The organism is Intestinibacter sp. (assembly GCF_034113885.1).
Taxonomy (GTDB): Bacteria; Bacillota; Clostridia; order Peptostreptococcales; family Peptostreptococcaceae; genus Intestinibacter.
The window spans coordinates 1-15,433 of the sequence record NZ_JAXEWM010000052.1 but is presented as its reverse complement, the minus strand read 5'-3'; the positions used below and the strand labels follow the sequence as shown (position 1 = coordinate 15,433).

Here is a 15,433-nt window from a genome sequence, read left to right as displayed (position 1 = left end):
TAATGCTAAGAAAGCTATGGTAGTATTCCAACAAAATATGGTTACTACAGATGTTGCTAGCTTAATAGCTGAAATAGCTATACTTTCAGGACATATAGGAGCTCCAAGAAATGGTATAGTACAAGTTAAACCTATGTCTAACTCTCAAGGCTTAATAGACCTTGGAATAACTGCAGGAGCAGAAGCTCTAGATGGAGTTAAAGGATTATTATGCTTCGGTGAAGATCCAGATGTAGATTTATCTTCATTAGAATTCTTAATGGTATCAGATACTCATATGACTAAGACTGCAGCAAGCGCAGATGTAGTTATACCTGCTACAAGCTTTGTAAGTGCTAATGGTACTTTCATAAATACAGATAGAAGATTACAAGCAGTAAATGCAGCTGTAGAAAAAGAAGTAGAAGTTGCTAACTGGGAAATACCAGGAGCAATAGCAAGTGTTTACGAAGTAGACTTTGGATTTGCAAGTGAAGACGATATAAAAGCAGAATTAAAAGATGTAAATAAATTATATGCTGAAGGTAAAGTTGGAGAAAGATTAGGTGGAATATTACAACCAGTAGATCCTAAATTTGTCACTATACCAGATGGTGCAATGGTAAGCCCATTAAAATCAACAAATAATTTAATGAATAAAATAAATGCTGAATTATTTTAAGGCTTAATATATTAAACATATATTGACTTTATACAAAATATGTACAATAATTAATATGTAGATTAATTTTCTACAAGCATATCTAAAATATAAATTTTGATATGCACTGAAAAAGCCCTAAAATGCAATATCTTTATATAAAATAACATTACTTAGATTTTCTAAGTAGTGTTATTTTTTTTCAAAAAAGCCTTGACCTTTACGTTGCGTCAATTTATATAATTTATTTATCAATAAATCAAAGGATTTTAGGAGGTAGTAAAATGGAATATTCAATACAAAGCCTGAGTAAAATGGCAGGAGTAAGCACTAGAACACTTAGATACTACGATGAAATAGGCATTTTAAAGCCGGCTAGAATATCTTCATCTGGATATAGAATTTACTCTGAAAAAGAGGTAGATTTACTTCAGCAAATATTGTTTTATAAAGAGCTTGGAATGGAATTGAAGGTAATAAAAGAGATTTTATCATCTCCATCATTTGATGTTTTAGAGGCTCTATACAGTCATAAAGAAGGTCTTCTCAAAAAAAGAGCCCAGATTGATTTATTGATACAGAATGTAGAAAATACTATAGATAGTAAAGAAGGGGGCAAGAAAATGGCAAATAAAGATAAATTTAATGGTTTTAAGAAAGAATTAATAGATAAAAATGAAAAAAAATATGGAAAAGAAATAAGAGAGAAATATGGTGATAAAACAGTAGATGATTCTAATAAAAAGCTAATGAATATGGACGAAGAAAAATTCGATGAATTTAAAAAGCTTGAAGCTGATATAATAGAAGTCTTAAAATTAGCTATGGATACGGGAAATCCACGTGGTGAACTTGCCATGAAGGCATGTGAGCTTCATAAGAAATGGCTTGGATATACATGGAATTTTTACTCTAAGGAAGCTCATAGGAATTTAGGCGAAATGTATGTATGTGATGAGAGATTTAAAAAATACTACGATGATAATAGAGAAGGTATGGCTGAATTTTTAAGAGATGCTTTAATAGAATTTACTAAGTAATAAACTTTATAAAAATAACAAAGGCTCAATATACTATTTGTATATTGAGTTTTTTTGAAAATTTTTACAATATATAAACTAAGTAGTGTGCTCTCTATGTTATAATAAACTAGACTAAGTTAAAAATTTAATGTTGTGTAAGGGGGCACATAATTTTATTATGCAAGTATCAATTTTATCAATTTCGATTGTAGTTTTGACTATAATAAATATTTTTTTTGTAGAATGTAGGTATTCATTAACGGTGGTAGATGAAAAGAAGTTAAAAAAATCTGAACAGGACAAAAATAATGGATTAAAAAGATGTATAAAAATAAAGGAAAAAGAGAAAAAATTTTTATCTGTATGTCGATTTGCAACTATAATTTCTATTTTAATTATAGGCTTCTTACTGAATGAGGTTTGTAAGGTTGTTTTTATGAATTTTGAAATAAACGGCAATGTATTGGAAAAAGCTGTAATAATAGGAATAATAATAGTTGTGGCAGTATTAGAAGCAATAGTGGCGTTTTTTATTCCAAGTGCTTTAGCTATAAAAAATCCACAAAAGACGCTTTTAAAAAACTCTCTATTATTGACATTTTTATATGGATTTATAAGACCGTTATCTGCAATTGTAGACTTTATATCAGAGAAAATATGCAAATTATTTAAATGTGATGTAAACAGTATTTTAGAGAAAAAAGCTTTAAATAATTTAGAGGAATCTATATCTATTGATGATGAAGATAAGGATGAATACGGCATCGATGATAAAATATTCATGGACAATATATATAGCTTCAAGGAAAAACAAATAAGAGAGGTTTTAGTACCTAGGACAGATATGATATGTATAGATTTAGACGACAGTGAGGAGTACATATTTAATTTAATAAAAGAAGAGGGATATACTAGATATCCAGTATGCGGGAAGGATAAGGACGATTTACTTGGATTTATACATATTAGAGATCTCTATAATCAAAAGCTTCTTGAAGACAAGGTGGACTTAAGTAAAATTTTGAGAAAAATAACCTATGTATCTGAAACTGAGCTTACAAGTAGGGTTTTGGAAAAGCTTAGAAAGGATAGAGTTCAAATGGCTGTAGTTGTAGATGAATACGGTGGAACATCTGGTATTATAACTGTTGAGGATATACTTGAAGAGATTGTTGGAGAAATCCAAGATGAATTTGATGATGATGAAGAAGTAGATATCAAAAAATTAAGCGACGGCTCTTATATAGTACAAGGTACGACTACAATTACTGATATCAACAGAATTTTAGATATAAATATGGAAAAGGAAGGATTTGACAGCATAGGGGGCTGGATGTTCTATATGCTAGGAATGGATATTGAGATAAACCAAAGTGTAGATTTTGATGGATATAGATTTAAGGTAATAGAGCTTGATAAATTTAGAGTTGTAAATGTAAAAATAGAAAAGATAGAGGAAGAAGAAAAAGATTGCATTGAGTAAAACTTAAAAATGCGTTTTATTAAAAAAAAATCTAATATAAGTGTACAAAAAATGGATTTAGTTGTATACTTAAAATAATAGAAAATTATGTAAAGTTTGTAAGCAAAGGGGATAAAAATGAATAAAGTAACTTTAGAAGATGTAAAAAAAGCTAGAGAAGTAGTTAAAGATGTTATTGAAAAAACACCTATGCTAAGAGGTATAGCTATAAGTAAAAAAACAGGGGCAAATATATACTATAAATGTGAATGCTTCCAAAAAACAGGGGCTTTTAAAATAAGAGGAGCTTATAATAAAATATCTAGCTTAAGTGAAGAAGAAAAGGCTAAAGGAGTAATAGCAGCTAGCTCTGGTAACCACGCTCAAGGGGTTGCATTAAGTGCAAAAATGCTAGGTTTAGATGCGACTGTAGTAATGCCTACTTGTGCTCCAGAAGCAAAGGTAGCTTCTACTAGAGAAAATGGAGCTAATGTAGTTTTAGTTGGAGATGTTTTCGATGAAGCATTTGCAGAAGCTAAAAAAATGGAAAAAGAAACAGGAAAAACTTTTTTACATCCATTTGATGATCCATATGTAATAGCAGGTCAAGGTACAATAACTCTTGAAATGTACGAAGCTTTAGATGGAAAAATAGATACAATATTATGTCCAATAGGTGGAGGTGGAGTTTTAGCTGGAACTTTAGTAACTGCTAAGGCTTTAAATCCAAATATAAAGGTTATAGGTATTCAAACTGATAATATGCCATCTATGAAGGCATCTTTAGATAATGGAGAAGTAAGTAGTGCTCACAATGGACCTACATTTGCAGATGGAATAGCAGTTATGAGACCAGGTGAATTAACTTTTTCAATTGTTAAAGAATTGGTTGATGATATAATTACTGTTTCAGAAAAAGAAATGGCAGATGCAGTTCTTTACTTATTAAAAAATCAAAAAATAGTAGCAGAGGGTGCAGCAGCAACTTCTACAGCAGTTTTATTATCTGGGAAATATGTTCCTAAAAAGGATGAAAATGTAGCTTGTATAATAACTGGTGGTAATATCGACCCAGCAATGCTTGTAAAAATAATCAACGGTGAAGTTAAATAATATAAATTAAAATTATTATATTAAAAGAGCTATAATCTATAAATTTAGATTATAGTCTTTTTTAATATAATTTTATAAAAATAAGAGTGTAAATTTAAAAATAAAACGCAAAATAATATAGAATAGATAAAAAAATTAAATAAAAGAAAGTAAGGAATAATTTTCTTTAATTTACAAATAATATAAAAAAATCTGAATAAAAGAACTTTTTTTTATCAAAAATTTTTTATTGAATAATCGTAAAAATATTATATACTTAATATTGGAAATAGAATTTTACATAGGAAAACCTTTTTAAAGAGGTTTTTCATAATAAGGGTTTTGGGAGTAAGTTAGGTATATAACTTATTGATTTATCTAAAGAAAATATTTTATGGAAAGACGGTGTATGAAATGTTAAAAGTAAATTTAGAAGATGTAAAAAAGGCTGAAGAGGTATTAAAACCTATTGTCAAAAAAACACCATTACAAGAAAGTAAAAAACTTAGTGAAAAAACAGGTGCAAACGTTTATTATAAATGTGAAAACCTACAAAAAACAGGCTCATTCAAAATAAGAGGAGCTTGCAATAAAATAGCAAATTTAACAGATGAAGAAAAATCTCATGGAGTAATAGCTTCTAGTGCTGGAAACCACGCACAAGGTGTTGCATTAGGTGCTCAAATGACAGGTATAAAAGCTACTATAGCTATGCCAGAAACAGCTCCACTTGCTAAAGTAACAGCTACTAAGAGCTATGGTGCAGAAGTTGTATTAAATGGAGCAGTTTACGATGATGCTTATGCAAAAGCTGTTGAAATACAAAAAGAAACAGGAGCAACTTTCCTTCATCCATTTAACGACAAATACGTAATAGCAGGGCAAGGTACTATAGGTCTTGAAATATTCGACCAATTAGATGGAAAAGTTGACACTATATTATGTCCAATCGGTGGCGGTGGTATAATATCAGGTATAGCTGTTGCTGCAAAAGGATTAAATCCAAATGTAAAGGTTATAGGTGTTCAAACTGATAATATACCATCAATGAAGGTTTCAAAAGAAAATGGTAAAGTAACAACTGCATTTAAAGAAGCTACTATAGCAGATGGTATAGCAGTTAAAACTCCTGGAGATGTTACTTTTGAAATAATAGATGAATTAGTTGATGAAATAATAACTGTATCTGAAGAAGAAATATCTAGAGCTATATTATTCTTAATGGAACATCAAAAAGTTGTAGCAGAAGGTGCAGGAGCAGTTTCTACAGCAGCATTAATATCTGGAAAATATGTTCCACAAAAAGACGAAAACGTAGTATGTGTAATATCTGGTGGTAACGTAGATGTTAATACTTTATACAGAATAATAGGTGTAGGTCTTGCAGCAGAAGGTAGACGTTATTCATTCAGTGCAACTATGACTGATAAACCAGGTGGATTCTTAGAATTAATAAGCATAATAAGCAAAAACAACGCTAACATACTTAATGCTAACCAAACAAGATTATCTTCAGGTGGAGCAATAGGTAAACAATCTGCAGAATTTATAATTGAAACATTTGATCATGATCATATAGCAAAAATAAAAGCTGATATGAAAGCTGCAGGATTTGATGTAGTAGATTTATAAGAATAAATATCGATTTGTAAATACTAGCCCTTTAGATTTATAGTTTTAATCTAAAGGGCTTTTATAATTTATAAGATAAAAAATTAAAGGGATGAACACAAATTTGATTTGCGACATCCCTTTATTATTATTGATAGTTCATAGAGCTCATAAAGTGATCTAATTTGAATTTAGGATATATAGGTTTAGCTTTTAATACAACGCTTTCAACTTTGTAGTATTCATATTGTTCAGAACCTTCTACACAGTATTTGTTTATAGATAAATCAAACATATCTTCTTTATCTCCGAAATTCATATAGCTTAAGTATTTTTCTTTTATATCAGGATATTTTATAACTAAATCTCTGAAATTCTTTTCAACTATTCGTAAGTCTTTTATTAAGTCTTTAGTTCTTTCTTCAATTGTTTCATTTACATAGTTAACATCTCTATAGCAATTAGTTAATTCAGCCATAACGTCATATTGTATAGTTTTTATTTTTCTATTGTAAACTCTAGATAAGAAGAATAAAGCACCCAATTCTTTTTCTACTTCGTTTTCCCCAGATAATAATAATCTTACAGAAGATAATTCTTCTTTACCGAATATTGTTAATTGAGTTCCTTTGTCGAAAACTAATTTTAATGGGAATTTTAATTCATCTTTTGAAAGTTCTTTTTTAAGAATACCATCTTCAACAGCTATTATTTTAGAACCTTGATAGATAGCGAAATTTTTTCCGTAATTGTAGTATAAAGTTTTTGTAGGAACTTCGTCACCGTAGTTAAATAATTTAACGTTTCTAATTGTTTTTACTACTTTTCCTTCTGGATTAACGACTGGATAGTAAAAACATTCAAATTTCATGCCACTCATAATTATACCCCCTAATAATAAAAATTATTAAATGTCTACATAATTAATTATAGCTGTAAAATTAAATTTTTGCACATAAATTTATTATTTAACGATATAGATATATGTATAAGCTTAAAAATCTTAATTAGTGCGAAAAAATATGTATAAATATGTAGATAATACGACAAAATTGATAAAAAAATGTCATATAAAATAATGATGATTATTATTTTAATTTTACAAGGTTATCAAATAATAGAATAATATTAATTGACAAATAAAAAATAATAGCTATAATAAATAGTTGAATAAGGAAACTATTTTTAATAGAAATTATTAATAAAAGAAATATTGGAATTAGTAAATAAAAGGAGATGAAAATTTTGCACGAAGATAGAGATTTTAATAGAAGGTTTCATCACGGGGATTTTGGCAGAAGGTTTCATCATTGTGATGAAGAATTTGAAAAGAGGTTTCATGAGAATTTAGAATTAAATGAAGAATTTGGCAAAGATGAAGGTCTTAATAGAAGGTTTTTTGATGCTTTATTTAGATTGAGAAAGGATACTCATAGAAAGAGTGATGAATTAAGAGAATTGCATACAGGAGAGTATGCAGCATTAAAGACTATATATGGGCTTAGAAGATGGGAAGGTGATGATTCTATAGGGGTAAAAACCTCTGATATAGGAAGATGTTTATTTATGAAAAAACCGGCTACATCAAAGATGCTCAATAATTTAGAGGACAAAGGATATATAAATAGATTTTCAAATCGAAGAGATAGAAGAGTTACTTATGTGGATTTGACAGACAAAGGAGTTGATTTATTAGAGAAACATCATGAACGAATGATAGAATATACAAATCAAATAATAGAAAAAATGGGTAAAGAAGATGTAGAGGAACTGATAAGGTTGTTGAATAAATTATCCGACATAATTGAAGCTACAGAGGAGCATTAGTAAAATAAATTATTGAAAATTACTTGGAAGAAAGGATATATTATGACAAAATTACTTAAGTATTTAAAAAAATCAGGAGTAGCGATTTTAACAATTTTAATATTATTGGCATTACAAGCTACTACAGAATTATCATTACCTACATATACATCAAATATAGTAAATGTAGGAATACAACAATCTGGTATAGAAAATGCTGTTATAGATGTTATCAGAGAAAGTGAAATGGATAAGTTAACCACTTTTATGGATGATAATGACAAAGATAAGGTTTTAGACAGCTATAAATTAATCAATAAGGATAGCTTAAAAGCTGATGAATTTGATGACTATAAAGAAAAATATCCAGCTATAGAGGATGAAGCTTTATACGTATTGAATACAGAGGATAAAGATAGATTAGAAGAGCTTAATGAAATATTGGCAAAACCGATGCTAATAGTTTATAACATAGAAAACAGCTCCGATAATACTGAACTTAAAGATGCCATGATGTCTCAAATGATGGGCAATCAACAACAGATGCAAGCAGATGCAAACAGTGGTCAGCCTCAAATAAATCCAGGAGCTCAACAACAAGCTCAAGCAAATATGAATCCAATGGCGCAATTTATGGATAAAGATGGTAACTTCGATGTATTTGCGTATTTAAATGCAATACCAAAAGAATCTAAAGAAGAAATGCTATCAGAATTAGATGAAAAATTCGTCGATTTACCAGAAGCAATGCTAGATCAAGGTGCAATATCTTTTGTAAAAGAAGAATACAAAGAAATAGGAATAGATGTAGATGCTCTTCAGATGAATTATATATTTATAGCAGGGCTTAAGATGTTAGGTATAACTGTAATAAGTATGATATGCGCTATAAGTGTAGGATTTTTAGCATCTAGAGTAGGAGCAAGGGTAAGTAAAAACTTGCGTGCTATGATATTTGAAAAGGTAATGAACTTTTCTAAAAAGGAAATCAATGAATTTTCAACTGCATCACTTATAACTCGTAGCACCAACGATATACAACAAATACAACAGGTAATAATTATGATGCTTAGAATGGTGTTTCTAGCCCCTTTTATGGCTGTAGGAGGGATTATAAAGGCATTAAATACAAATGTATCTATGAGCTGGATAATAGCTCTTGGAGTCATATGCGTATTTATGATAGTTATAGTTATGTTTACTGTTGTAATGCCAAGATTTAAAATTCTACAAGATTTAGTAGATAGATTAAACCTAGTTACAAGAGAAATTCTTACAGGACTTGGTGTTATACGTGCTTTCAGTAATGAAGAATTTGAAGAAAATAGATTCGACAAGGCAAATAAGGATTTAACTAAGGTAAATATGTTTGTAAATAGAATTATGTCATGTATGATGCCAGCTATGATGCTTATAATGAACTTGATTTCAATATTAATAGTTTGGGTAGGGGCTAAAAATGTAGACTTAGGAAATATGCAGGTTGGAGATATGATGGCGTTTATCCAATATACTATGCAAATAGTAATGTCATTCTTAATGATATCAATGATAGCTGTTATGGTTCCTAGAGCAGCAGTATCTGCAAATCGTATAGATGAGGTTTTAACAACTGATATATCAATAAAAGAAGCAGATAAGGTTGAAAAATTTGACGATGATAAAAAAGGCTTAGTTGAATTTAAAAATGTATCATTTAAATACCCTGATGCCGATGAAGAAATACTTCACGATATTTCATTTACTGCAAAGCCAGGTCAAACAACTGCATTTATAGGAAGTACAGGAAGCGGTAAATCTACGCTTATAAACCTAATACCTAGATTTTACGATGTAACAGAGGGTCAAATCTTAGTAGACGGGGTTGATATAAAAAATGCACCAATACATGATTTAAGAGATAGAATAGGATATGTTCCTCAAAAGGGAATACTATTTAGTGGAACTATAGAATCTAATATAAAATACGGAAATAAAGATGCGAGTGATGAATTAGTAGAAACCTCTGCAAGAGTTGCTCAAGCCACAGAATTTATAGACACTAAAGAAGATAAATATCAAACTCCTATATCACAAGGCGGTACAAACGTATCAGGTGGACAAAAACAAAGATTGTCTATAGCAAGAGCAATCGCTAAAGAGCCAGAAATATATATATTTGACGACAGTTTCTCAGCACTTGACTTCAAAACAGATGCAAATCTTCGTAAAGCTTTAAAACAAGAGACGGGAGATGCGACTGTTTTAATAGTAGCTCAAAGAATAAGTACTATACTTCATGCTGAACAAATTGTAGTTTTAGATGAAGGTAATGTTGTCGGAATAGGAAATCACGAAGAGCTTCTAAAAAATTGTGAAGTGTATAAAGAAATTGCTTTATCACAGCTTTCAAAGGAGGAACTAGAAAATGAGTAGAGAAAATAATATGCCAGGACCAAGACGAAGAGGACGCCACGGTAAAATGATGCCACCAGAAAAAGCAAAAGATTTCAAAGGAACTATGAAAAAATTAATGGCTTATCTAGGCAAATATATATACGCTATAATAGCAGTTTTTATATTTGCTGTAGGAAGTGTTGCATTTTCAGTAATAGGACCTAAGGTTTTAGGAAAAGCTACAACAGAAATATTTAACGGATTAGTTGGAAAAATCTCTGGTGGAGATGGAATAGATTTTGATAGGATAAAAATGATTTTACTATTTTTAGTTGCGCTATACGTTGTGAGTACTATATTGTCATTTATACAAGGCTTTATAATGAGTGGTATATCACAAAAGGTAGCTTATAACTTGAGAGATGAGCTTTGTAAAAAGATAAACAGACTTCCTATGGGTTATTTTGATAAAACTACTAATGGGGAAGTATTATCTAGATTTACAAATGATATAGATACTTTGGCACAAACCCTAAACCAAAGTTTAACTCAATTAGTAACGGCTGTGACTACTTTAGTTGGAGTTTTAGTTATGATGATTTCAATAAGTGGTTTAATGACATTTTCAGCGCTTGTTATAATACCTCTTGGAATGTTAGTTATTTCAAGAATAATAAAAAGATCACAAAAATTCTTCAAGCAACAACAAGAATATCTAGGAAATGTAAATGGTCAGGTTGAAGAATTATATGGGGGTCATTTAGTTGTTCAAGCCTTCAATGGAGAAGAAGATGCCATTGAAAAATTCAACGAAACCAACGAAAAATTATATCAATCAGCTTGGAAATCACAATTTTTATCAGGAATGATGCAACCACTTATGAACTTTGTAGGTAATTTAGGATATGTTTTGATATCTATATTAGGAGGGTTTTTAGTAATTAAAAATTCTATAGAGGTAGGGGATATACAATCTTTTATACAATACGTTAGACAGTTTAACCAACCGCTAAACCAAATTGCTCAAATATCAAACCAATTACAATCTACAGCTGCAGCTGCAGAGAGAGTATTTGAGTTCTTAGAAGAAGAGGAAGAACCTGTTACTGCAAATGAAGCTATAAAGAGTAACGAATCTCATGGAGAAGTAGTATTTGACCATGTAAAATTCGGTTACGATGAAGGTAAAACAATAATAAAAGACTTTACTGCAAAAGTTAAGCCAGGTCAAAAAATTGCTATAGTAGGACCGACAGGAGCTGGCAAAACTACTATAATTAAATTACTTATGAGATTTTATGATGTAGATAGTGGTGAAATATTAGTAGACGGCAAAAATATAAAGGACTACAATAGACAAGAGCTTAGAACTCGTTTCGGTATGGTACTCCAAGATACATGGTTATTTAATGGAAGCATCAAGGATAACATAAAATATGGTAAGCTAGATGCTACTGATGAGCAAGTCAAACAAGCGGCTAAAGCAGCTCATGTAGATCACTTTATAAAGACTTTACCAGCTGGTTATAATATGATATTAAACGAAGAAGCTAGCAACGTATCACAAGGTCAAAAACAATTACTTACAATAGCTCGTGCAATACTTGCAGACCCTGAAATATTAATACTAGATGAGGCTACAAGCTCTGTAGATACAAGAACTGAAATATTAATCCAAAAAGCTATGGATAATCTAATGAAGGGTAGAACAAGCTTCATAATAGCGCATAGATTATCTACTATAAAAAATGCAGATTTAATATTAGTTTTAAATGAGGGGGATATAATAGAACAAGGAACACATGAAGAGCTATTAGCTCAAAATGGATTCTATACTAATCTATATAACTCTCAATTTGAAGATGAAGACGACGAAGCGGTATAAAATTATGAGAATATTAATAGATGCAGATGGATGTCCAGTAATAAAGGAGAGCATAAAAATTGCAAAAAAATTTGGCTTAGAGGCTGTAATATTTTGTGATACTTCACATTATTTTGATGAAGAAAATGTGAGGACAGTTTTTATATCTAAAGGTGTAGATGCAGTGGATTTTGCTATTTTGAATAATTTAGATACAGAAGATATAGTAGTAACTCAGGATTATGGGTTGGCATCACTTGTTTTAAGCAAAAATTCATATGCGATAAATCAAAACGGGATGATTTATACAAAGGAAAATATAGATGAGCTATTGTACTCTAGATATATATCTAAAAAGATGAGAGATAGTGGTGCTAGATTAAAAGGACCTAAAAAACGAGAAAAATCACAAAACTATATTTTTGAGGAAAGTCTTAAAAAATTAATATTGGAAAAACTTGAAAAATAATTTAAAGGGATATCGTTTTCAAATTAAAATATACTTGAAACTGTTTTATATTTGTTGGTAATATTAATATAATGTGTGTTGATAATTATTATTTAAATGTAAGAAATAAAAATGGGAGAAATTGAGATGACAAAGAAATTTGAAAATGTGGATAGTATAATATTTGATTTAGATGGAACTTTATGGGATTCAAGAAAAGAAGTAGCAGAATCTTGGAGTGAGGTATTGGCAAAGTACAATTACAATAGAAAAAGTATATCTTTCCAAGAGGTAAATGATTTAATGGGAAAAACTATAGATGAAATAGAAGATTTACTATTTCCTGAGATACCTAAAGAAAAGAGAACAGCAATAATGTATCAATCTGGAGAAAATGAAATAAACTATTTAGCTAAGCATGGAGCAAAATTATTTGATAACCTAGAAGATACACTTGACAAGCTTTCTAAAAAATACAAATTATTTATAGTGAGCAACTGTCAACCGGGGTATATAGAAGTATTTTTAGATTATTATGATTTTAATAAGTACTTTGTAGACCATGAATGTCCAAAGAACGCTGAAACAGTTAAATCAGACAATATAAAATTAATTGTAGAGAGAAATAATTTAAAACATCCAGTATATGTAGGTGATACTCAAGGAGATGCAAATGCTACAAAGGATGCAGGACTTGAATTTGTATTTGCTAGCTATGGATTTGGAAATGTAGAAGAGTATCAATATAAGATTGAAAAAATAGAAGATTTATTAGATTTATAGAATATAGCAAAAATTATACACAAGTTACAAAAGTTAGTACATTGTAATTTGTGTATATTTTTTTATTATAGATTAACTATTCTTCTTGGAATTTGGTATTTTATATCCTCTTCGATTTTTTCAAGCGTTTTGAAGTTCTTAGGATCCACAAACATACAAGTATACCCGTCTTTTCCGATTCTGCCAGTTCTACCGATTCTGTGGATATAATCCTCGCTAGTTTCTGGAATATCGTAGTTGTATATGTGGGTAATTCCAGTTATATCTAGTCCTCTAGAGGCTACATCAGTCGCTATTAAATACTGAAGGTCTGCTTTTCTAAAGGATTTAATAATTCTCTCACGTTTATTTTGTGGGATATCGCTGTGAAGCTTTTGGCAGTTGTAACCTTTTATAGATAGTGCTTCTTCTAATTGGTCGACTCTTCTTTTAGTTCTGCAGAAGATTATCGCCATAAATGGATTATCTTCATCTAAGACCTTGCATAGAGCTTCTTGCTTGTGTCTGTCGGTAGTTTCTACGACTTCTTGCTTGATGGATTCTAAAGTAATCTCCTTTGATTTTATAGTTATTTCAACGGGATCCTTTGTATATCTGTAAGCTAGTTTCTTAACTTGTGAATCGAGTGTTGCAGAGAAACATAAAGTTTGGCGTTTTTTATTAGTCTCTTTTATGATTGCCTCGATTTCGTTTTTAAATCCCATAAGTATCATTTGGTCCGCTTCATCTAATACTAGAGTATTTAATTTGCTAAGGTCGATAGATTTTCTATCTAAATGGTCTAAAAGACGTCCAGGTGTAGCTATTACAAGCTGTATATTTCTTTTTAATTTATTTAGCTGTGATTTTATGTCTTTTCCACCGTATGCAGCTAGTATGTTTATATTTTTGTCCTTATTTAATTTTTCTGCCTCGTTGTATATTTGTATAGCTAGCTCTCTTGTAGGTGCTAAAATAAGACATTGTATATTTTGGTTTTTAGGTGAAATATCATCAAAAATAGGCACTAAAAAGGCAAGAGTCTTACCTGTTCCTGTTTGAGATTGAGCTAAAATATCTTTTTTGTTTTTTATAAGCGGTATACTCTCCTCCTGTATAGGTGTAGGAGATTTTATGCCGTTTTTTTTAAGTATATCTATTAATTGATCGCTTATTTTTAAATCTTTAAAATTCATAACGTACCTCTCTAAAATAATTTTTTATATCCTAACAATAATAACATAATAATTTGGGAAATTATATATATTATACCCAGATAATCCGAAAATTTAGGATAGTATTTCTAAACTAATAAAAAATTAATATAAACTTAAATTTATAAATACTAAATTCGAAAAGTAGTTAATCTAAACTTCTAAATGAAATAACATGCCTCAAAGTATTGGAAATACTACTTTTAGATTGTATACATAAAAAAATATAGAAAAAATTAAAAAAATCCTTGAAAAAAATAAAAAAATTTTGTATAATTTAAAGTTTACAAAAGTGAGGTATACAGATTTGATTTTATCATATATAATATAAATATGATTAGAGGAAATGGTAATTATATATTTTAATTAATTTCCTCGTTGAAAGAAAGGTAGGGATTAAAATGAGAAAAAAGAATGAAATTAACATGGAGAGTCGGCAGGTAGTAGGAAAGATAGGGTTTATATTATTGGGTACAATAATACTATCTTTTGGGTTTTACAATTTTTATTATTTAAATCACATTACAGAAGGTGGAGTTCTAGGATTTTTACTATTACTTAAAAATTTATTTGGAATTCATCCATCAATGGCAAGTATAATAATAGATTTTAGTTTATTGTTACTTGGTTACAAAACTTTTGGAAAGGAATTCTTTTTCTATTCATTATTTGCTTCTGTAGTATTTTCTTTGACATACGATATGTTTGAAAATATAGGTCCATTATTACCTGAAATAAATAATGCTCTAGTAAATGCGTTATTAGGTGGTATTTTCGTAGGAGTTGGATGTGGAATAATCGTAAATACAGGATGTTCTTCTGGTGGAGACGATGCACTTGCTTTAGTTATTGCAAGTAAAACTTCTTTGAGTATGACAAAGGTGTATATTCTAATGGACGGAATTATACTTTTACTATCTTTAAGTTACTTATCAGCAGACGCTATTTTCTATTCAATGGTAGCATCTACTCTCAGTGGAAAAATAATCGACTTATTCTTAGTGCATACAAAAGGTTCTTTACGATTTGTTACAACATAAAATAATAAAAATAATTTTACAATAGCAATTATATTATAGTTAAATGTAAAAAAAGGTTGAAATTACAATGAATTTAACGAATGAATTTAACTAAAA

Annotated in this window: 13 protein-coding genes; 11 read left to right on the top strand and 2 right to left on the bottom strand. The window is 29.6% G+C overall.

Features of this window, described 5'->3' with window-relative positions; translation table 11 throughout:
- From SPD90_RS03310 to ilvA (SPD90_RS03290), 5 genes are all read left to right on the top strand, one after another.
- On the top strand, positions 1-661 hold a 661-nt coding region (locus tag SPD90_RS03310; RefSeq protein WP_320924300.1), incomplete at its 5' end, for a molybdopterin-dependent oxidoreductase.
- Between the two features lie 263 nt (positions 662-924).
- Positions 925-1,680 (top strand): MerR family transcriptional regulator, encoded by a 756-nt coding sequence (locus SPD90_RS03305; RefSeq protein WP_320924299.1) that lies wholly within the window; start codon positions 925-927, stop codon positions 1,678-1,680.
- 160 nt (positions 1,681-1,840) lie between these two features.
- A complete protein-coding gene (locus tag SPD90_RS03300; RefSeq protein WP_320924298.1) occupies positions 1,841-3,145 on the top strand; it encodes a hemolysin family protein in 1,305 nt (434 codons plus the stop codon).
- A gap of 117 nt (positions 3,146-3,262) precedes the next feature.
- Complete coding sequence (gene ilvA / locus SPD90_RS03295; RefSeq protein WP_320924297.1) at positions 3,263-4,237, top strand: threonine ammonia-lyase; 975 nt, start codon at positions 3,263-3,265, stop codon at positions 4,235-4,237.
- A 393-nt stretch (positions 4,238-4,630) separates the two neighbouring features.
- The gene (ilvA, locus tag SPD90_RS03290) at positions 4,631-5,848 is read left to right on the top strand and encodes a threonine ammonia-lyase (RefSeq protein WP_320924296.1); all 1,218 of its coding nucleotides are present in this window, start codon (positions 4,631-4,633) and stop codon (positions 5,846-5,848) included.
- 127 nt (positions 5,849-5,975) lie between these two features.
- Here the strand turns inward: ilvA (SPD90_RS03290) and SPD90_RS03285 are convergent, their stop codons facing one another.
- On the bottom strand, positions 5,976-6,707 hold the full coding sequence (locus SPD90_RS03285) for a hypothetical protein (protein ID WP_320623920.1): 732 nt from the start codon (positions 6,705-6,707) through the stop codon (positions 5,976-5,978).
- A 365-nt stretch (positions 6,708-7,072) separates the two neighbouring features.
- Here SPD90_RS03285 and SPD90_RS03280 point away from each other — a divergent pair, with 365 nt between their 5' ends.
- The 5 genes from SPD90_RS03280 to SPD90_RS03260 all read left to right on the top strand — a co-directional run bounded on the left by SPD90_RS03280 (position 7,073) and on the right by SPD90_RS03260 (position 13,104).
- Positions 7,073-7,654, top strand: coding sequence for a MarR family winged helix-turn-helix transcriptional regulator (locus SPD90_RS03280; RefSeq protein ID WP_320623921.1), 582 nt, complete (start codon positions 7,073-7,075; stop codon positions 7,652-7,654).
- Positions 7,655-7,696: 42 nt separating this feature from the next.
- Positions 7,697-10,048, top strand: a complete 2,352-nt coding sequence (locus tag SPD90_RS03275; protein ID WP_320924295.1) for an ABC transporter ATP-binding protein — start codon at positions 7,697-7,699, stop codon at positions 10,046-10,048.
- Complete coding sequence (locus SPD90_RS03270; RefSeq protein ID WP_331680276.1) at positions 10,041-11,894, top strand: ABC transporter ATP-binding protein; 1,854 nt, start codon at positions 10,041-10,043, stop codon at positions 11,892-11,894. The genes SPD90_RS03275 and SPD90_RS03270 overlap by 8 nt, the downstream gene beginning before the upstream one ends.
- Positions 11,895-11,898: 4 nt before the next feature.
- Positions 11,899-12,342 (top strand): YaiI/YqxD family protein, encoded by a 444-nt coding sequence (locus tag SPD90_RS03265; RefSeq protein ID WP_320626765.1) that lies wholly within the window; start codon positions 11,899-11,901, stop codon positions 12,340-12,342.
- A 126-nt stretch (positions 12,343-12,468) separates the two neighbouring features.
- Positions 12,469-13,104, top strand: coding sequence for an HAD family hydrolase (locus SPD90_RS03260; RefSeq protein ID WP_320626764.1), 636 nt, complete (start codon positions 12,469-12,471; stop codon positions 13,102-13,104).
- 65 nt (positions 13,105-13,169) lie between these two features.
- Here the strand turns inward: SPD90_RS03260 and SPD90_RS03255 are convergent, their stop codons facing one another.
- Entirely contained in the window at positions 13,170-14,279 is a 1,110-nt protein-coding gene (locus tag SPD90_RS03255; protein WP_320924294.1) for a DEAD/DEAH box helicase, read from the bottom strand.
- A gap of 419 nt (positions 14,280-14,698) precedes the next feature.
- Between SPD90_RS03255 and SPD90_RS03250 the strand changes: the two genes are divergently transcribed.
- Positions 14,699-15,337 carry a YitT family protein gene (locus SPD90_RS03250; protein ID WP_320626677.1) on the top strand — a complete coding sequence of 213 codons (639 nt, stop codon included), beginning with the start codon at positions 14,699-14,701 and terminating at the stop codon, positions 15,335-15,337.
- Positions 15,338-15,433 lie beyond the last annotated feature (96 nt).